The following is an 18,211-nucleotide window of genomic DNA, read 5'->3' as shown; positions in this document are numbered from 1 at the left end:
GGAATATGTATTTTAAAAGTTAGGGAATGAAGTATTCTACTTCTTCAGAAAAATCACTGTTTCCTAAAACTTTATCCTTTGAAGGATATGTTTTAAAACGTAATAACTCTTCTTTCCCTTTATCTCCGATAAGATAGAAAATTCCATGTTGGTCATCATCTTCTATTTGTAAGGAAAGAACAACTTTATTTAATTTTCTATTTTCAATAATTTTTGAGAAATTTTTAGGAAATGTTACATGAGTATCATAATAAATATCACTATTTTTGGATTTCCAAACAGCAACAAGATCAACAGGAAGTTTTCTTTTTAATAGGCTATCAATGGGAGTTCTGTAATATAGTGTACCATCTAAAGAAGAATATTGAGGATCTGTGACTTCATTTCTAGGATTTGGTCTATCAAAATCAAAAACAATATCATACTCTTTCTCATTATTGGCCCATGCTTCATAAGGAATGCCGTGGTGTTGCCAGTATGTTTTATATTTATCCCAATATTTTGATTTTTTATTTCTAAAACCTTCTCCAATAGTATTATCTGTTTGACCTTTTAATTTTGCCTTTGACACTTCTATATTCACCAAATCATCTGCTTTTGTGTCTATCGTCTGAAACCAAACCCGTACCCAGCCTCCCGGTGCCATGCCTACTACCAAATGCCCTAAATTATCTTCATCATCCAGATCATATTGATTAAACAAATCCCTTATCTTTTCTTGTGGTAGCAATACTTTTCCTTTAAACCCTTTACCATCTACTACACTATAATAGTCTATATATAATTCTTTTGGTGCATCTTTCCATTTATTACCTACCACTGCTCCATAGGTTTGTCCCCAGCCAGGAGCAAAACTCGTATTACTTCCATTTCCGGCATTCCCAAAGTCTACATTTCCAGCTACAGGATAATACTTGGGAGCCGAAATGCCCGGCTCCCAGCGGTATTTATTTTTATGGCAAGACTGTAACAGACTAAGACTTATCATAAGCATCCAAAACAGGAGTGTAGTACTCCCTTTTATAGGGTGGATTTTTAAACTCTTTTTCATCAGTAAAGTGGGGTACATTGGCGTAGACAAAATTATAATGATCTAATGCATCTACTAAAGGTGCATTGAAATTTGCTGATAAATGTACAAAATTTCCCATGATATAATTATTCATTTCCGCCGATAGAATTAGTAACAAGAGTTTATTTAAACTTTTATTACTTAGAACATTCGCCTAACAATAAAAGCCCGAATAATATATAATTGAGTTGAACTCGCATTTTACTTTATAGTTTTATTAAAGATATAAACAGTAAGAAGCTTTAATAAAAACCGCAACATAATTGTTGCGGCTAAAATATATAATGTTTGGGTTATAATTAAGCTTCTCCTCGTGCAAATCCAATTACACCAAAGAAATAAAAAAATATTTTAAAAATGGCTAATATAAATAAGACAGATAAGTACAACCAATGAAAATGAGTTCTTTCTTCTCTTTTCCATAATAGGATACATATAATTAATGAAATTTGCACCCATTCGGTTACAAATAGAAAAGGAGAAATTAGTTCATTACAGGTAATAAAATAATAAATATTTTTTAATATTATGTATTGATTCAAATCCAGAAAAATACATAACGTAAATACAATACTTAAAATGGTTAATAAAAAATTAACACTCCAAAACAATTTTAGTTTTCTCATTAAAATAAAGCTTTTATAATTTCCATAATTCTCTCAGCATTTTTAGATTTTTCGGCAATTTCTGATGCTGAAACTTTTGTTGGTTCTGGGTCTTTCGTAGCCTTAAAGGCTATGGAGTTCGGATGTGTCCTTAAAGACAAAAGACTGTCCAGAAATATTTCTGAAACTTCTTTTGCACAGGATTCTATATATCCAAAGCTTTGCACCAATTTCTTTTTATCAAAAGATTTGTCAGAAGAACGTAATGTAATATAGAACTGAGCAAATCCTTCTACAGAATCTATTATATTATCCAATACCTCTTTCCTATTAGTTAATACGCCATTCTCTATTTCTCCTCCAATCATTGCAATGAAAGCGTTAACGCGTGATATCCAATCTTTATCAAAAAATTTTTGCAGTCCAACGTAAATATAATCAATATTGTTGGTAGGGTCTACAATATCTTCATATTTTTTTATATTATAGCCTACAATATACCCAGCAATGTCACCTTCAATATTAACTGAACATCCATAATCATGCATACTATCAAAGACGATTTTTTTTGCACGGGTATTTGGATCGCTCGTTCTTCTATAGGCGAGCATTCCAGCACCACCACCAATATCGCCAATCCATGTCACATTTTCCAATCCAGTACCTCCGTAAGGCAAGTTAGTGCTTTTTGAAATATAACTTCTTCGGGCATCCAGTCCAATAATCAAATGTCCAAAATCTGTCATTTTTCTTGCATTATCTATTACTTCAGGTGACTGATAAAGTGCTTGAAATAAATTTCCTTTACATTGGTCTGAGCACTTCAACATTTTTCGCGCATCGTGTTTGACATTCGTTAAACCGGTATATAAATAAAATCCATTATTTCTATTTTCACTTTTCTCTTTTTGGTAATCCATACTCCAAGTAGTACCATAATAGATACCTCGTAGGCAGTTTATTCTATCGCCAATATCAGTTAATTTATTTTGTATCATCATAGCTTCTGCATCTTTTACTAATATAATTAACTCTTTAATACTATTTGCTTTTGTGTGAGTTTTACATTTACAAGCGGTTAAGGATGATTTAATGTTTCCAGTTAAAGGGTTGTTTTGTGGATCTCCCATTTCTTCTTCATAAATACTGTAAGGATTTTCTAAGGTTAGTTCTTTTATTTTAGGAATACCTAATGGTTTTATTATACTCATTTTTTCAATTTTTTAAAAGTTAAAGAAAATAGAAATGGCGGCAACTACACCGCCATTTCATTATACCAATCTTAGCCTAAAGTACTATCTTTATCTCCATGTTGTAACTGTGCATCCACATCTAATCTAAAACTCGTTTCAAACTCAAGTTCTCCTGGATTCTCACAATTTTTCGGATCACTTTCCGGGAAGATCGGCAACGGCTGATCTACCGGAAGGCCTGTAGACTTATCCTGAAGAATAGTAAGTGTAGTAGGTACTCTGGTAATCCAGTATTTACCTTGAGCTTCTCCGGTTGGCTGTCTCATTTCATCCACAATACTCATGTACATTGGATCTCCGATTACCGGAACTTCACCGCCATTCCAGATAAGACCTGTTTCCAGGAAGAACTGTACAGCATTTTCAAAGCCTGGTTTTACGGTAACGATAATTCTTGCCATACCTGCCTGTAGGAAGCTTCTGAATAAAGGATCCATACTTTCACTCAGGTAGAATTCCTGCCAACTCTTACGGTTAGCCCAATAGTACGGATAGAAGGTATAATCCATGATTTCCCATTCAAATGCCTGCTCCATAAACTTGGCAAGAGCGGTATATTTATCCAGGTTTTCATTCAGGTATACCTGGAAATTATCCATGGTTGTCTTATCATCGGCTCCGTTTGTTGTTGCCTGTCCTAATGTAGTAAGGTAATCCTGCAGCAGGTATGCAATACAGTTGTGCTTTAAGACATCATGTTCCATATAACGGTAGAAATGATCTTGTCTTTCTTTAGCCTGTGCCTCTTTTTCTTTCTGTTCTGCGTCTAATCTTGTCTGCTCCTCCTGGAATTTTGCATAAGCTTCTTCATACGCTTTAATAATGGCATTGAAACTTTCTGTTTTCCAGTTGTTGATGTATGCATCACTCAGCTCACAATTTATAGTTACCTTTATATTGTAATTTTTAACATTATGTCCTCTCACCTGGAAAGATACAGGGCCGGTTACGTTGAGACCGGATGATCCTTCGTCAAAATTAATATCACCACGCTCAGATCGGCCAATCATATCTCCTTTTAAATTGGAGCAGAATACCTCGGAATAACGGGACCCATCCCATCCGCCACCTCTGTTTCGGGATGATCTGCAGCTGAAACTTGCATTTTTTCCAGCATAATTATCTGGTATACCAATCTGCCAATTATCTATTCCAAAATCATCATTGGTTTGAGGTACACTTGCAGCATTATATATAACTTGCTTGGTAGCCTCTGGAAAAGCTTCTAAATTTACCCCGTAAATCTGTGCCCAATGCTGGATCTGTACTATCGTTGCAGACTTTGGATCTGGCATATACCACGGTTCAGGAGCTTTTCTAGGATCTACAGGAGCAGTCAGGATCTGAGCTTTAGCAACGGTAAGAGCTAGGCGGTGTAATCTTGAAGGCTCAGGGACCATAAATTCAAACATGGTACGTTTACCGTAATTGTAGATCTGGTTTTTCATCTTTTTATCTACCCATCTGTAAACGCCTGTAATATGCTGTGGCGGTAGATTGGTGGTAAGAGCTTTTCCTCTGTTATCAAATTCATGGACATTGGTTTCCGTGTATTCTTTGATGATTTTCTGTACCCTTTCTTCCGAAATTTTGGTAAGAACTCTTTCCATGGCTCTTTCCGTGATCTCCTGAGACTTCATCATGGCCTGTCTTGTGCTGTCGTGCTGTGCGGTATTATTGGCATAGTCTGCTCCGATTTCAAATTTCATGGCTTTGTCATTTCCGTAGCTGAATCTCGTATAGGCAGTAATACTTTGCTGCTTGTCAATTTCTTTCGCAACCTCAGTTTGCATATCTGTTCTGGAAGTTTTTGAAGTGTCGGAAATCTTCTCGGTTTCTTCAGATTTGGATGTGGTATCTGTAATTTCGGAATAATCTCTGGCAACAGAAGATTTGTGTCTCAATTCGCTTGCCATGACATTCTCAATATTGGACACCTCTCCCGGAACATAAGCATGAAGGCTCTGGACTACTTTCAGATAATCAGCAACTCCGAGCCTTTTGATCCCGAAATTTTTGCGTTTCTGAATGATCACTGGTTCTGGTTCACCCGGATTTTCAACTACAGCACGTTTCAGGGTAAGCATTCCGGTAAGGTTCAAGTCATCTTTAGGGTATTGTTCTCCAATATCTCCATATGCCTGGCTTCCGTTATCAAAAATAACTTCTATTCTGAGGTTGAAACTGTATCGGAACTTATCTACTAAACTTGTCGGTAAAGTAATTTTATTATCTACCACACCAATATTACTGTAATTTTCTTCAAAAGTTCCGGCGGCATCTGTGGTGGCAATGATCTTGGCATTGGCAACACTCCATGAAACATCCTCAACCTCAAAAGAAAAATTAACAAACCCTCTACTTCCTGACAGCCTGAAAGAGCTGTGTGCATATAAATTATATGCCATAGGAGTTCTTGAAGTATTCTGAATAAGGGGAACTGAAGCTCCGCCAATGTTTGCATATTGCTGCTCCGGAAGAGGACTGTTTTGCAGCGCGGTTTCCATTGATGAAGAAATATTGTTTTGTACTGCAATCAAAGCATCAGTATAGCTTTGTATTTCATCATCCAGAATAATGGTCTGATCACCAATCATTAATGTGTTGTCAGAGAGAAGCTGAACTCTTTCCTCAGCTGGAACTTTAGACACTTTCTCGGCGTCAAATTCTGAGAAAAGCTCAACAAAAAGATCGAAAGATTCCGGAGAAAGTTTTGCCTGTAAATCTTCTAAGTCGATCTCCTTTCTATATGAAAAAACAAAAGATGGAACTTCGTATTCCTTTAAGCTGTCGTAAAGACGTATTTTCTCTTCTTCCGGAGTTTCCGGAGTGATTTTACTTTCTACTTCAGCCAGCTTTCTGTCATAGAGCTCTATACGCTCCCTGTTTTCATCCATGTACCTGGAATAGCCTTCTTGGTATGCCTGGTAACGGGCTTTGTGATACTTTTTCTGAAGTTTTTCCAATTCAGTGTTCAGCTTATTTAAACCTTCTTTTCTGTGAATCGCTTTGCTGGCTGTCAGCGAGGTTCTTGCTTCAGTTTCCAATCTTTGAAGGGTTTTTGCACCCAGAACCGGAGCGGAAGCTTCAGATGCTGTGGAAGAAGCTGAAAAAGATGTTTCCGAATAATCCTCTGAAAATAAAGATGTTGGCAGTATTACTTTTCCATTCATCGCTTTTTCTAATGGTTTTTCGCCATTTATCTTGATGATTTCCTGATCTGTAAGATCCTGATTGTTGGCAAAACCAAGCTGAATGGCCATCAGAATATGGCTGATCGCTTCTTTAATATAGAAGTCTCCCTGAGTGACGATCAGATAAATGAAATTATTCCAAAGAAGGGAAAATGTTTGAATTCCTTCGGCATTAAGCTCTTTATTGGCATCAATAAGGTTTTTATAATAATCTGTAACGTAAGTCAGATCATTGCTGCCCAATGTTTCTTTTTTAGAAAGCTTTCGCCCGATAACAAGAAGATCTCCGAATATTCCTTCCTCAATTTTCTTTTCTGATTCAAATCCCAGATTGCTGAATCCGCTTGCCGCTCTTTTCATTTCTCCAAACTTGGTAGCCTTGGCAGGTCTTCCGGCAACCGCAGTATCAAAAATACCGGTGATGCCTTTTGGCCTGTGGATAAATCCTAAATTTTTGTCTTTTGTTTCCGTTAACTGCGGGTTTCTTAAACTCACAAATCTGAAAAGCGTCTGTGATACATTATTTGTTGGGTTCATACCTTCTGTTGCTTTATAGTTAATAATACCTTCTCCTATTAAGGATCCTCCTACAGTAAATGCGGTTTTTGGAGGTGTATTGTTTGTTGCCATTATAATATTTTGTTTAATGATTTATTGTTTTGTGTATTCGAGAGTCAGGGCAAATGAGTCAATGACAGAATAATCATAATCAGGCTCGTTTATTAACTCAATTTTCGCCATTCGTCTTTCGATTGTGATATAAACTTTTGTTCGCCATTGGTTACCCGCAAAAGAGGCATCTATTGCCTGCCAGTCTGTAAATATCTGGTTGGAGACAATGGTTTCAATATCAGGGAATTCAATTTTGAAATCAATTTCGCCGGTTCTTGGAATTTGATCTAAATACAAGGTTTTTTTGTAAACCGGCTTACCGTTGACCCATGTTCCACCTGTTAGTTCTTCTTTGGTAGTGTAAGAATGTTGTTTGTCTGCGTACTTCTTTTGGATAAAAGAGTTATCATCATAATTATCGCCAAAATAAACATTACTTGTTATACCTTTTGAATCAGCAAAACTTGATGTAAAATTCAATTCTCTTGCCTGAGAAATGGTTAAGTTAAAGGTATCTGATCCAGAACCCCCGGTACCTGTAAATCCAAAACCACCATCTTCTAGAGCGAATTTAGAATTATAAGAAGGATTAACGTAATTAATAAAATTAACGCTTTCATTTAAGTGAAGATCTCCAGTGATTGGTTGGCCTGTAGCGGTTCCTGTTCTTGGTATATAACCCGAAACATCTACCACTCCGGAAAGCTTATCCCAGCCAGGAACAACGGTATTATTCAAGTTGTCTACCCAAACATAGTTTTCACCTGTATCAAGTAGATTCCATACGTCACCTGTTGTTTGGCCTGTTGCAGGTAAAACTCCAAAATTGGCAACGGATCCCATTACACGATAAGTCCTGCTCAATAGGGAATTAATTTGAGTCTGGTTATAGTAATTGTTAAATATCCAGCCACGTTGAACATAATCGTTATTACTTGCAGGAGTATATAATTTAGCTGCTGTTATTCCTGCTGTTGGAGTTATGGTTATATCATCAGCATTTGAAGCAGGGGATCCAATTTGTAGAAATCCAGCATTCATTCTAACCCAGCGATCTACAAAATCACCTGTAATTAAAGCTCTGTTTAACTGACCTTGCTGGAAACTTCCAAAATTTCCTTCAACAGTATTTGAGTATCCTGTTAATGTTTGATTACCATGGATAATTAATTTATTATTGATTGCTCCGTCATTTATTCCTGCTCCAGTACCAACCAAAATATTATTATTGCCTGTAACACCCATACCAGCTGAAACGCCAATCATGATGTTTCTATCACCTAAATTTGACTGATTATTGGCTTTCCAGCCTATTAATGTATTCAGGTTTCCAGTTGTATTAAAATAACCGGCACCCATTCCGACAAATGTATTTTTATATCCGGTAGTAGTTCTGTTTCCTGCTTCATCACCGAGCATCGTATTTGAATTGCCTGTGGTTGCATTTTCACCTGATGCTGTGCCAATGAATACGTTGTATTCACCTGTGGTTAATTTAGAACCACTTAATATCCCGGCTGCTGTATTCCACTTACCTGTCGTTAATTCAGAAAAAGAATAAGAACCCAATGCAATATTATTTCCACCTGTAGTCACTTTTGGCAAAGCATTGTAACCAATAGACATATTGTAGTAACCTGTTTGTGATGAGTTAATATTACCAAAATAATGAGAGTAAAGAGTTTTGTTAAAGTTCAACTCTCCGGCTCTGCCTTGATCAGCATTAAAAACAATAGCTTTGGTGGAGGAATTACCTTTGTCTATAACTGATTGTAATGTGTCATTTTCGGTAAAAGCCGGCTTATCACTCAGATCATTATAGCTGCCTGAAATACCAACTTTGTGTATTTTTACTTTTTCGACACTTTCCTGAACCAAAGAAACACTTCCGTCTATATTGGTCGTTGGGACAATACTAAATTCAGAAAGATTGATCGGAAACGAAGATCCGTCACTCTGAGTAATTGTAATGACATTTTGAGAGGCGTCATACTCTGCATTCTCAATACGGATGTTATTGGTTATCAAACTGCTTAAATCTACCGCCTTACTCTGTTGAATGCCGTTTTCACCGGTATAAAATACCGTTAAAATATTTCCATTCAGTTCCGGATTCTGAATTGATGTTTGGGTTTCTATTTTATCTTTCCAAAGCTGAACATTTTGCGGATCTATATTGGAAGCATTTGCATCTGCTTTTTTGGAGAAATCATAATCTAATTTATCTAACGGAATCTTTTCATCCTTGTGCCAGTAAGATTCCTGCCACTCCCAAAATTCTTCCTGTACTGGGATATCCCCGTTTTCGAAATATTTTTTTAATTCTTGTTTTGTTTTCATAATTGTTTTTATCTATAGGTAATTGTAGCTGTCGCAGGAATTCCGGCATTGCTTAAATCCAGACCGGTTGGAGCTGAAACTGTTTTTAGCGAAGGAATTGCAAATGCATTTTGTCCGACATTTGTTACTGTGCTGGGAATGTATAAGTCTTCAATAATGGTTGCTCTAGGGCAATCAAAAGCATGATTTCCAATTGTTGTTAGACCCTCATTTAAGTTGATTTCTTCTAGCGAATCTGTGCCATTCACTCCATTTGATTGACCGAAAAAAGCACCACCACCAATAACTTTTAAAGTAGAAGGAGTCTTGATTTTCTTTATATTTTGGCCTTGGAATGCTCCGACCTCAATTTCTTCAATCCCTTCACTAAATTTTACTTCGATGATTTGATAAACCATTCCTGAGTACTGGAAAGCACCTTGCTTGATTTTTTTTACATTTCCAGGAATAGAAATAGATAATGCATTTCCCAGAATTACTTCATCAATAATAAAAGGAATTACCTTTTCTGTTGAATCAATGGAGTTTTCAGAAATTTTTTCATCCTTATGCCAGTAAGAGTCCAGCAATGCCCAGAAATCTTCTTGTATAGGCTTGTCTCCATTTTCAAATAAGAGTTTTAATTCTTCTTTTGTTTTCATAATAAAATTGTGTGATTTTGTTTGATTAATTAATAGATTGTTATTGAAGAGTCTTTTTAGTAGAATCTCTTCAGGTTTTAGTCTCATTTTTTAGTGGTTGCAGACTATATTTCCACTTACATATTACTTTTTCATATTTTTTATAGATTTTTAGACATAGTTCTGGCTGTCCGGCATTTTGTGAATGATAGATTCAAAGGTGTATTTGAATGATTATAGGATACTGCTAGGTGTTTTGATTTGGTGTTTCAAAGGTAATTCCGGACAGCGTCAGAACTTGTCGTGTTATAATGTATTTAGTATATATTTTCTTCAGGAATAGTATTTTCGAAATCTTCCCTGAAAAAGCTTTCAATATCATTGAGATAGTTTTCATAGTCCATCTCAGCATGTTCGATATCGCTCCACTCAATAGTATAGAGGTCTTCATCAAAAAGGATATCTGGATTTTGATCTGGTGTTTGCATGTTTTGTGTTTTAAGGTTGAGGTTATGTTTTGAACATATTTCTGGCTGTCCAGCATTAATAAATGTTGAATTCAAAGGCTTTTTAAAATTTTAATGATTGTTTTTTGTGTCTTTGTTTATACTCCAAAAGTAGCAGGAGAAGACGACAAAACTTGACGTGTTTTAAAAATTTTTTACATTTTTTTAAATATTAGCTATTTAACTTATATGGGTCCTTTATAAGGTAAAAAGCTTATATTTTATTTTTGATCAATTTCTGTACAATCTGGTTCAGAATTTCTCTGTTATCATCAATATAGCTTAATCCTGCCTGAATCAGGTTTTCAATGTTTGATCTTCTGACATTGTCCATTGCCGGAGATGCATTTTTCAACGAAGGATTCAGGCGGTAATAATTTTTCTGGTTTCGCTGGCCTAAAGTCTGAAACATCTGGCAAAGCTGATAATCTACAGTTTCTGCATTCGCAGACATTAATATATCAATGATTGGATTTACCCAGCCGATCTTTCCTGACTTTTGCAGCTTTTTAAAAGAATAGGGTCTGGCTTCCACACCCGTTCCTATAGAGATGATAATCATATCATTTACACCGGGATGATTAGCCTTCTGATGATTCTTTAATACTTCTGCAAAAGGAATTTTTCTAGCTTCCGCATAAGCACAAAGAGCAGGATTATTGGCAAACATGCCACCATCGATCAGGCTGAAGATCTGTCCGTACATCGATTTGATCTGCACCGGACTGAAATAAGTAGGAGCAGCTGCTGTCGCCCTGCAGATATCTTTTACATAAAAATTATCTGTGCTCAGATTAGCCTCCCAGGAATTAAAAAGTTTTGCTCTTCTGTTTTCAATATCATAACTGGTTATTAAACATGGCTTTATAAATTCTTTAAGTTCTAAAGTTCCAAAAAAGTCATTCAAATTTTTTTCAAGCGCATCCTGAGAAATTTTTTCATTAAGCAGGCCAAACGGATTGACCAGCTTTTCCCAAAAAGAAACCTGAAATATGTCGCCCCCCTTTTCAGCGTATAATTCTAACCCTTTCTGGATAGAATATTTTGCCTTCCGGTGTTCATCGGGACATAGAATAATAGAAGCGATCAGTCCTCCTGTACTGCTTCCCGCAACCAGATCAAAGTAATCACCGAGTTTGGCGCCCGGAGTATCATGATACTGAAGCTGTTCCTCTATGTAGCGGAGAATAATACAGGTGATAATACCTCTTATTCCGCCCCCGTCCAAAGAAAGAATGGTTGTCTTTTTCATGTGATGTTTGTTGGTTTTTATAGAAAAATTAAGTTCCTGAGACAACTAAAACCAACTTTCTGCCTTTAAAAGCAGATGTTGGTTTTAGTATTTGAGACCTCAGTTAACTAACATTTTCTTATAAAACAAAGGTAGGACGGGGAAGCGACAGAACTTGTCGTATTATAATTATTTTCAAGTAAAAGGGAATTAAAAAAGGATGTAATTTTGTTTATCTTTTGGCATCTTGGATAATATTCGCCAATTCGTTTTAACCAGTCCTTTTTTAGTCTGGATATTCTTTTTTTCGAAGTGGGGAAGGTCCTTAAAGGTTTTCCAGTTTCCGCCCCAGTCCCAGCCGTGTTTAGCGAAAATTTTCACACATTCGTACCAGTCGGCTACCTTGTCATTGTCCCAGTCTTTCACGGTGTCCCAGCTTGCGATCTTACCATCGATCATCAGGCAGATATCAACAGCAAGTCCGTAATTATGGATGCTTTGGCCTGCTTTGGCATTTGTTACTTTTTTTCCGGACGTAATTCTTCCGATAGCGTACAGTTTTTCCTGTTCTTCAAAAGATCTCAGACCTTGGGTGATTCTTACTTTAGCTCTTCCGGTAAGGGCTTCATCGCATTCTTTTATGATCTGTTTTACTTCATCTCTTACAGAAGGGTGAAGCTTATTTATTCTTTCTGACGTTACTTTATCCATGATTCATTATTATTTATGAAACAAAAGTATAGGTTAAGGGCGACGGAACTTGACGTATTTACTGATAATATTAAATAAAAATGTATTTTAAATATAAAATTTTTCATGCAACCTTATATCTTAATAATATATGGGATTTAAAAAAATTAATGCACAAACTCAGGAATCCGTTTTTTTGCGATCAGTAATTTAAGTTCAAATATAAAATCATTTTGCTGAAATGTTCGAAGTCAGAAATAGTAGCTTCCAGAGCCTAATAAAGCTTTAATGCGACAAAACTTGACGTGTTTGAAGTAAATTAACTGCATAATATTCAGCATGTTAAATGTGATGTTAATTTTAAGATAAAACAGAATAATTATTTTTTTTAAATGTAATTTTGCATTAAAATATCAGTACCCTGTCATGTATGCTTTAGTAGATTGCAACAACTTTTTTGTTTCCTGCGAGAGAACTCTGGACCCATCTCTTGAGGGAAAAGCTGTTGTGGTGCTTTCCAATAATGACGGATGCGTGGTGTCCAGAAGCAAAGAGGCAAAAGATCTGGGTATTCCGATGGCGGCTCCTGCATTCAAATATAAAGACCTTTTCAAGCAGCATGATGTAAAAAGTTTCTCTGCGAAATTTGAACTCTATAATTACAAAAGTCAGCGCGTTATTGAAATCTCAAGGTCATACGTTCTGGAATATGAAGTGTACAGCATCGATGAGCTGTTTTTGGAGCTTTCAGGTTTTAAATATATAGATATCCGGGATTATTGCCTTAAGATTAAAAATGAAATATGGGATAAGGAAAGTATTCCTGTAAGCATAGGCATTGCTCCTACCAAAACGCTTTGTAAAGTCGCCAACAGGATTGTAAAAGAATTTCCGGATAAGTTTGAAGGTGTTTATATCCTCGATACTCCTGAAAAAATTGAAAAAGCTCTGAAATGGCTCAACATAGGTGATGTCTGGGGAATAGGACGTAAACTTGCAGTAAAAATGAATGACAGTGGTGTTTATAAAGCCTGGGATCTCCTTCAGAAACCCGAAATATGGGTTCGGAAAATAATGGGGATCCACGGAGTAAGAATGATCAATGAGCTGAAAGGGGTTCGCCAACTCGAATTAGACAGTCCATTACCTAAAAAGTCAATAGCAGTTACCCGAAGCTTTATGGAAATGCTTACCAAAAAAGAAGAAGTCCGGGAACGTGTGGAAACCTTTGGAATGTATTGTTCTGAAAGACTCCGTAAGCAAAATACATGCTGCAGAATGGTTACCGTTTTTGTCCAGACCAATCGCTTCAGAAAAGATCTTCCCGAGTATAAAAATGCAATGACGCAGATCCTTCCTAATCCTACCAATTCCTCTATTTTGATAGGTAGGGTGGTAAACGAGCTTTTTGAGGCTATTTACAGAGAAGGGTTCCATTACAAAAGAGCAGGAGTTATCGTCAATGATTTCGTTCCTGAAAATGAAAGACTGATCAGTCTTTTTGAAGAAGATACCCAAAACCAGCATCTTCCCGTTATGAGAGCAATGGATGCCATGAATAAAAAATTCGGGAAAGATAAAGTGCGTCTCGGAAGTATGAGCGGAGAAAATACATTCGGACGGGCCAGGCTCTCTCCGGAATACGAAGCCTTCTTAAAAAATAATACACTTCCGGAAGCTAATTTCAGGTTTCATTAATGTTTAAAAAATTTCTGATAAATATACTTCCAGTTAAAAAAATGCACGCTTTTTTGAATTTTGTCACCACAATTTATTAAAATTCCGAATTTTGATACTGCTTAAATGTTTATAATTGAAACATTTTCAGTGTGTTAAATTTTATCAGTCAATTTGTGTATTGCACAGGTGATTCACTTCAATCTATCTTTGCAGAAGAATTTTTACATTCTAAAAACCACAAATTACATGAAAAAAAGAAACACATTGATGAAAAGTGTAGTGGCTGGAGGATGCTTTTTGATGAGTTTTGCCAATGCTCAGGTTGGTATTAATACATCGAGTCCTCAAGCCGTACTACATACCGACGGTGCCAAAGATAATCCTGCCTCCGGAATCCCAACTGCTGCCCAGGCAGCTAATGATGTGGTATTCACTGCCAACGGAGAAATAGGTGTGGGAACCCTTGCTCCCGCAGTAAAAATAGACGCCCGGTCCGCTAATAATGCAGACAATTCTATTGGGATAGGAGAGACTACCCAGGCAGCATCTGTGGCAGGTTCAGGAGCGATGAGGTATAATCCGTTTAATGGTGGAAAAATGCAGTATTCAGACGGAATTGTCTGGCAGGATCTTATTTCTTCACCTACAAAAGCTGTTGTAGTAGCTAACCTCCAGGCAGCTAATTTTGCAGTTAAAGTTCCTTACCAGGTTTCTACAGGAATCTCCGGATGGACAGAAATTTCGGACCCTACTGCTAATTTCACTCCCGGAACGGGCATTTTCACAGCGCCAAGAACAGGTGTTTACTTAATTTCTTTTACATATGACTTTGTAAGAATACCCATTGTTTCAGGATACTTTTCCGAAGTAAGATACGTTGTGAACGGAAGTACTGTCGTTAAAAAATGTGTAAAATCTTTTTCGAATACTTCAAAGCAGGCACAGGTTGCAGGTTCATGCGTGGCGGGAGTACAGCTCAATAAAGGAGACACTTTCCAACCACATATTTACCAGTCTGTGTATAATGGAAGCTTAAGCTTGCGGACAGATACCACTCCGGCCAGTAATGATTACGGGTTTGTAAATCTTTCCATTGTAGAACAATAACACACTTGATATGAAAAAAAGATTAGCAATTGCTTTAATGATGGGTGGAAGCCTATTGATTAAGGCACAGATAGGAATCAATATGTCTGCTCCCGAAGCAATACTTCATGTAGACGGACAGGAAAATACAGCTTCGGCAGTTCCGGCAAGCTATTATGATGATGTAGTCGTTACTTCTTCAGGAAATATGGGGGCTGGAACAAAATCACCCAAAGTAAGATTGGATTTAAGATCCGGTGAACGTGTGAATGCTATAGGTATTGGCGGAACATCACAAACTGCTTCTGCAGCAAAAGCAGGTGCGATGAGGTACAATACCGGAACACAGGACCTAAGTTACTCCAATGGAACCTCATGGGTCACACTGGCACATAAAGTCACCAGTGATTTCGTAGATGCTGAAAATTCTTCAGCACAGAGTTTCACCAGCGGAACACAGGCAGCTGTTACTAACTGGACAAAAAAAACAGATGTTAACGGCAGTTTTAATTCAGGAACGGGAGTTTTTATTGCTTCCAAAACCGGAGTATATATTGTCTCTTTCACATTTTCATTGGCTTCAGGGACTATTGCCAATGATTCACGCTATGAAACCCTTATTCAGACCAATTCCACCTCTTCAACGACCAATAAGGTATTCAAATGTGTCGGAAGCTATCCGGGAACGAATTCCCTTTCCAACCGTGTTGCAGGAAACTGTTCCGGGATTTTCAACCTGAATAAGGGAGATAATATTACGGTAAGCCTCAACCAGGCTTTAGGAACTGCAAAAACATTAGATACGGACGGCTCACTGACTTCTCTAAGTATTTTCGGATTATAAAAAACAGGAATGATGAAAAAAAGATATTTAATAATAATTTTAGCATTAAGCTTCAATTTGGCATTTTCACAGGTTGGGGTTAATACACCGAATCCAGCAGGAATTCTTCATACCGATGGGCAAAAGGACAATCCCGTGTCAGGATCTTCATTTACACCTGCTCAGCAGGCTAATGATGTTTTGATTACAAACACCGGAAGAATAGGAGCGGGCACACACAGTCCGGCTGTAAAAGTAGATGCCAGAAATTCAGGGGACGGAGCAATAGGCTTTGGAACGTCTTCACTTACAGCAGCAGCGGCAGACGAGGGTGCAGTTCGCTACAATACCGGAATGGAATATTCCAACGGAAATCAGTGGCTTCCTTTGCTTACAGCTCAGCCGACAGCCAATAAGGTTATTGTTATCGCTGCAAAAACGAACAATACGGTAAAGCTGGTTTCCCCTGCTGCTGCTACCACAACAGGACTACAGAACCGTGCGAGCAATTATCTGGTAGGCTGGACGAAAGCTTTTGAAAGCAACTCAGGAAGCAGTTTCAATGCTTCTACAGGAATTTTTACAGCACCTCGGAACGGAGTCTATGTAGCTTCTTTTACCACAGATCTAGCTCCTCTTGCCATCAATTATACAGCAGATCCTTTGAACCCGATTCAGATAGAAGCGATCTGGCAGCTGTATGATAATACAGCAGGAGTACTCCCGGCCAATATTGTAAATACTGTAAAATGCGTCAATACCATGTCTTCAAACAGCAACGGCAATATTGATGCAGGAAGTAACTGTACAGCATCCTTTTATATGACTACAGGACAGCGTTTGATGCCTTATATCTGGTTCAATTTAAATGGTTTAAATACAGCAGGTTTCTCGCTGAATAATACAGGAGGTTATAACAACCTGACCATAGCAGAACAGTAATTACGATATTCCTTCCAGAGCTTTGATGAATGCAGAAGGGTGTATTCCTGTTATTTTTTTGAATTCAAGAGAGAAAGCACTGTGAGAGGAGTATCCTGTGATTTCTGCGAGATGATTGATCTTGTATTTACGGTATTGAGGATCATTTTTTAGCTTATCAACAATATAATTAATTCTCAGATGATTAATATATTGATTAAAATTGAAATTTTTGTGCTTCCTGATCACTGCAGACAAATATTTTGTGTTTACATTCAGGGTGTTAGATACGTTGTAACGTGAAATATTTTTGTTGTTAAAGTCAAAGTTCTCTTCGAAGGCCTTTAAGCCTGCTAAAATGTGTTCCTCTGCTTCAGGTGAAATTTTTATATCAGCCGGAATGCTGCTTCCCGATTGATCTTCAACCTCATGAGGATCTTCTTCATACGCAACGGGAGTAATCCCCTGCTGATAAATTTGGGTTACAGTTTTTTTGTGTTTTTTTTGTAGGCTGATCATATTAAAAATAACCGCTCCCAAAAGGAGAAGCAGCATGATACAGGCTGTAATCAGGCCTTTTGAGAGACTATGGCTTTTAATCAGTTGGCTGTCGAAATTCTCCTCCTTTTGGGTAAGGGTTTTATTGACGGCCATTTTCTGATTGTAGGCAACACTGTCTTTTAATTCAAGGTTTTCCAATTTATATTTCTGAACATTTTCAGGATCCTTCAATTTTTTGTAGGCTTCTTCAAGGTTTTTTGTAATCTCTATTTTCTTTTCCGTAAAACCATATTGATTGGCAATTTTTAAAGCCTTCTGAAAATATGAAACAGCACTGTCCGGTTTATTCTGCTGAGAATATGAGAAGCCGATATCATGGAGGATGTTGGATTTCAGATAATGATTATCATTCCCAACTAGTGCAAGAGCTTTCACAAAAAAAGACTGGGCTTCATCAAACTTTTTTGTTTCAGATAAATTATAGCCCAGATTGGTATACGCAGAAACCAGAAGTTCATTTCTTCTCGGAGCATTTTTGATCTGCTGAAATTCCCGGACTGCATTTTTAGAATAAGACTCTTTTTTTTGATATTCATTCTGATTAAAAAGAATCAGAAAAGAATTGTAAATCATTCCTTTCAGCTCATGTCCTTCATCCGTGTTCTCGTTTTTTATTTCGGACAACCCTTTATTTAAGCTTTCTGAAGCTTCTTTTAACAGCCCTAATTTTGCATATTGTGTTCCCTGCATTCTGTAGGCAAGCGCTTTTCCAGGAGCATAATTGTTTTCTGTAGATATTTTCAGTGCTTTTTCCGCAAAATCAAGACTTCCTTTGGCATCGGATCTTAAATAACTGTTGAATGATTTCAGATAATAAGCTTTAGCAATATAATTCGGTTGATTTTTTTTCCGAGCAGAATCTATGATGGTATTCAGGACAATTTCCGAGCTGTCCGGATTTTTAGAAGCCAGTGACCGTGCATATTTATACTGTCTCTCAAAATCAAATTGTTGAGAGAATAGGGAATGTGAAAATATGAGGAAGAGAAAGAATATAATTTTTTTTCCCATCTGTTT

General features: G+C 37.0%; 14 protein-coding genes. 4 read left to right on the top strand and 10 right to left on the bottom strand.

Annotation, left to right across the window (positions count from 1 at the left end):
* Positions 1 to 19: 19 nt before the first annotated feature.
* The 9 genes from DRF60_RS01090 to DRF60_RS01050 all read right to left on the bottom strand — a co-directional run bounded on the left by DRF60_RS01090 (position 20) and on the right by DRF60_RS01050 (position 12,144).
* Positions 20 to 988 (bottom strand): DUF2931 family protein, encoded by a 969-nt coding sequence (locus DRF60_RS01090; RefSeq protein ID WP_167443695.1) that lies wholly within the window; start codon positions 986 to 988, stop codon positions 20 to 22.
* Positions 975 to 1,151, bottom strand: coding sequence for a hypothetical protein (locus DRF60_RS21040; RefSeq protein WP_157967915.1), 177 nt, complete (start codon positions 1,149 to 1,151; stop codon positions 975 to 977). Before DRF60_RS21040 ends, DRF60_RS01090 begins: the two co-directional genes overlap by 14 nt.
* A gap of 546 nt (positions 1,152 to 1,697) precedes the next feature.
* On the bottom strand, positions 1,698 to 2,888 hold the full coding sequence (locus tag DRF60_RS01080) for a hypothetical protein (protein WP_116010277.1): 1,191 nt from the start codon (positions 2,886 to 2,888) through the stop codon (positions 1,698 to 1,700).
* Between the two features lie 71 nt (positions 2,889 to 2,959).
* Complete coding sequence (locus tag DRF60_RS01075; RefSeq protein WP_116010276.1) at positions 2,960 to 6,754, bottom strand: hypothetical protein; 3,795 nt, start codon at positions 6,752 to 6,754, stop codon at positions 2,960 to 2,962.
* Positions 6,755 to 6,775: 21 nt separating this feature from the next.
* The gene (locus tag DRF60_RS01070; RefSeq protein WP_116010275.1) at positions 6,776 to 9,076 is read right to left on the bottom strand and encodes an autotransporter outer membrane beta-barrel domain-containing protein; all 2,301 of its coding nucleotides are present in this window, start codon (positions 9,074 to 9,076) and stop codon (positions 6,776 to 6,778) included.
* A gap of 8 nt (positions 9,077 to 9,084) precedes the next feature.
* Positions 9,085 to 9,717, bottom strand: coding sequence for a leucine-rich repeat domain-containing protein (locus tag DRF60_RS01065; protein ID WP_116010274.1), 633 nt, complete (start codon positions 9,715 to 9,717; stop codon positions 9,085 to 9,087).
* Between the two features lie 296 nt (positions 9,718 to 10,013).
* Positions 10,014 to 10,184 (bottom strand): hypothetical protein, encoded by a 171-nt coding sequence (locus DRF60_RS21035; protein WP_157967914.1) that lies wholly within the window; start codon positions 10,182 to 10,184, stop codon positions 10,014 to 10,016.
* A gap of 232 nt (positions 10,185 to 10,416) precedes the next feature.
* Entirely contained in the window at positions 10,417 to 11,454 is a 1,038-nt protein-coding gene (locus tag DRF60_RS01055) for a patatin-like phospholipase family protein (protein ID WP_116010528.1), read from the bottom strand.
* Between the two features lie 189 nt (positions 11,455 to 11,643).
* On the bottom strand, positions 11,644 to 12,144 hold the full coding sequence (locus DRF60_RS01050) for a M15 family metallopeptidase (protein ID WP_116010272.1): 501 nt from the start codon (positions 12,142 to 12,144) through the stop codon (positions 11,644 to 11,646).
* 405 nt (positions 12,145 to 12,549) lie between these two features.
* On the opposite strand from DRF60_RS01050, the gene DRF60_RS01045 reads away from it, so the two are divergent.
* The 4 genes from DRF60_RS01045 (at position 12,550) to DRF60_RS01030 (ending at position 16,654) form a co-directional block, all read left to right on the top strand.
* Positions 12,550 to 13,821, top strand: a complete 1,272-nt coding sequence (locus DRF60_RS01045) for a Y-family DNA polymerase (RefSeq protein ID WP_116010271.1) — start codon at positions 12,550 to 12,552, stop codon at positions 13,819 to 13,821.
* A 228-nt stretch (positions 13,822 to 14,049) separates the two neighbouring features.
* Positions 14,050 to 14,910 carry a complement C1q domain-containing protein gene (locus tag DRF60_RS01040; protein WP_116010270.1) on the top strand — a complete coding sequence of 287 codons (861 nt, stop codon included), beginning with the start codon at positions 14,050 to 14,052 and terminating at the stop codon, positions 14,908 to 14,910.
* A gap of 10 nt (positions 14,911 to 14,920) precedes the next feature.
* On the top strand, positions 14,921 to 15,733 hold the full coding sequence (locus DRF60_RS01035; protein WP_116010269.1) for a hypothetical protein: 813 nt from the start codon (positions 14,921 to 14,923) through the stop codon (positions 15,731 to 15,733).
* A gap of 9 nt (positions 15,734 to 15,742) precedes the next feature.
* Positions 15,743 to 16,654 carry a hypothetical protein gene (locus DRF60_RS01030; RefSeq protein ID WP_116010268.1) on the top strand — a complete coding sequence of 304 codons (912 nt, stop codon included), beginning with the start codon at positions 15,743 to 15,745 and terminating at the stop codon, positions 16,652 to 16,654.
* Here DRF60_RS01030 and DRF60_RS01025 read toward each other — a convergent pair whose 3' ends face one another.
* Entirely contained in the window at positions 16,655 to 18,205 is a 1,551-nt protein-coding gene (locus DRF60_RS01025) for a tetratricopeptide repeat protein (RefSeq protein WP_116010267.1), read from the bottom strand.
* Between the last annotated feature and the right edge of the window lie 6 nt (positions 18,206 to 18,211).

This window comes from Chryseobacterium elymi, from assembly GCF_003385495.1.
Taxonomy (GTDB): Bacteria; Bacteroidota; Bacteroidia; order Flavobacteriales; family Weeksellaceae; genus Chryseobacterium; species Chryseobacterium elymi.
The sequence above is the reverse complement of the archived record's forward strand: the minus strand, read 5'-3'. Positions and strand labels throughout refer to the sequence as shown.

What these genes read in the sequence shown, in the direction of transcription:
- DRF60_RS01075 (WP_116010276.1), bottom strand. Translation starts at nt 6,754, where the DNA reads ATGGCAACAAACAATACACCTCCAAAAACCGCATTTACTGTAGGAGGA.
- DRF60_RS01070 (WP_116010275.1), bottom strand. Translation starts at nt 9,076, where the DNA reads ATGAAAACAAAACAAGAATTAAAAAAATATTTCGAAAACGGGGATATC.
- DRF60_RS01065 (WP_116010274.1), bottom strand. Translation starts at nt 9,717, where the DNA reads ATGAAAACAAAAGAAGAATTAAAACTCTTATTTGAAAATGGAGACAAG.
- DRF60_RS01090 (WP_167443695.1), bottom strand. Translation starts at nt 988, where the DNA reads ATGATAAGTCTTAGTCTGTTACAGTCTTGCCATAAAAATAAATACCGC.
- DRF60_RS01030 (WP_116010268.1), top strand. Translation starts at nt 15,743, where the DNA reads ATGATGAAAAAAAGATATTTAATAATAATTTTAGCATTAAGCTTCAAT.
- DRF60_RS01045 (WP_116010271.1), top strand. Translation starts at nt 12,550, where the DNA reads ATGTATGCTTTAGTAGATTGCAACAACTTTTTTGTTTCCTGCGAGAGA.
- DRF60_RS01025 (WP_116010267.1), bottom strand. Translation starts at nt 18,205, where the DNA reads ATGGGAAAAAAAATTATATTCTTTCTCTTCCTCATATTTTCACATTCC.
- DRF60_RS01040 (WP_116010270.1), top strand. Translation starts at nt 14,050, where the DNA reads ATGAAAAAAAGAAACACATTGATGAAAAGTGTAGTGGCTGGAGGATGC.
- DRF60_RS01080 (WP_116010277.1), bottom strand. Translation starts at nt 2,888, where the DNA reads ATGAGTATAATAAAACCATTAGGTATTCCTAAAATAAAAGAACTAACC.
- DRF60_RS01055 (WP_116010528.1), bottom strand. Translation starts at nt 11,454, where the DNA reads ATGAAAAAGACAACCATTCTTTCTTTGGACGGGGGCGGAATAAGAGGT.
- DRF60_RS01050 (WP_116010272.1), bottom strand. Translation starts at nt 12,144, where the DNA reads ATGGATAAAGTAACGTCAGAAAGAATAAATAAGCTTCACCCTTCTGTA.
- DRF60_RS21035 (WP_157967914.1), bottom strand. Translation starts at nt 10,184, where the DNA reads ATGCAAACACCAGATCAAAATCCAGATATCCTTTTTGATGAAGACCTC.
- DRF60_RS01035 (WP_116010269.1), top strand. Translation starts at nt 14,921, where the DNA reads ATGAAAAAAAGATTAGCAATTGCTTTAATGATGGGTGGAAGCCTATTG.
- DRF60_RS21040 (WP_157967915.1), bottom strand. Translation starts at nt 1,151, where the DNA reads ATGGGAAATTTTGTACATTTATCAGCAAATTTCAATGCACCTTTAGTA.